This is a genomic window from Alkalicoccobacillus porphyridii, from assembly GCF_007293315.1.
In the GTDB taxonomy this organism is placed as follows: domain Bacteria; phylum Bacillota; class Bacilli; order Bacillales; family Bacillaceae_D; genus Alkalicoccobacillus; species Alkalicoccobacillus porphyridii.
The window spans coordinates 1-245 of the sequence record NZ_VLXZ01000379.1; the positions used below are offsets into that span (position 1 = coordinate 1).

1 protein-coding gene is annotated in these 245 nt (G+C 48.2%); it reads right to left on the reverse strand.

Annotation, left to right across the window (positions count from 1 at the left end; all coding sequences use genetic code 11):
• A partial coding sequence (locus FN960_RS24655; protein ID WP_143850863.1) for a transporter substrate-binding domain-containing protein occupies positions 1-245 on the reverse strand: 245 nt, incomplete at both ends.

Genomic DNA, 245 nt, shown 5'->3' on the forward strand with positions numbered 1-245 from the left:
CAGTTGTTGTGACACGGAATAATAGGTAGGGCCAGGCTGATAATTTTTTACCCGCTCACTGTTATAGACAAGTCCTGCCGCCAGCAGGTCGGCGTTACCATTATCAAGGTCGTCAAACAGCTGGCTGATATTCTGCCGCACGGTCACTTTCAGTTTTACGCCGAGGTAATCGGCAAACTGTTTCGCCAGTTCGTAATCCAGGCCAAAAGGTTTCCCGTTGATTTCGTTATAAGTCAGGGGAGTAT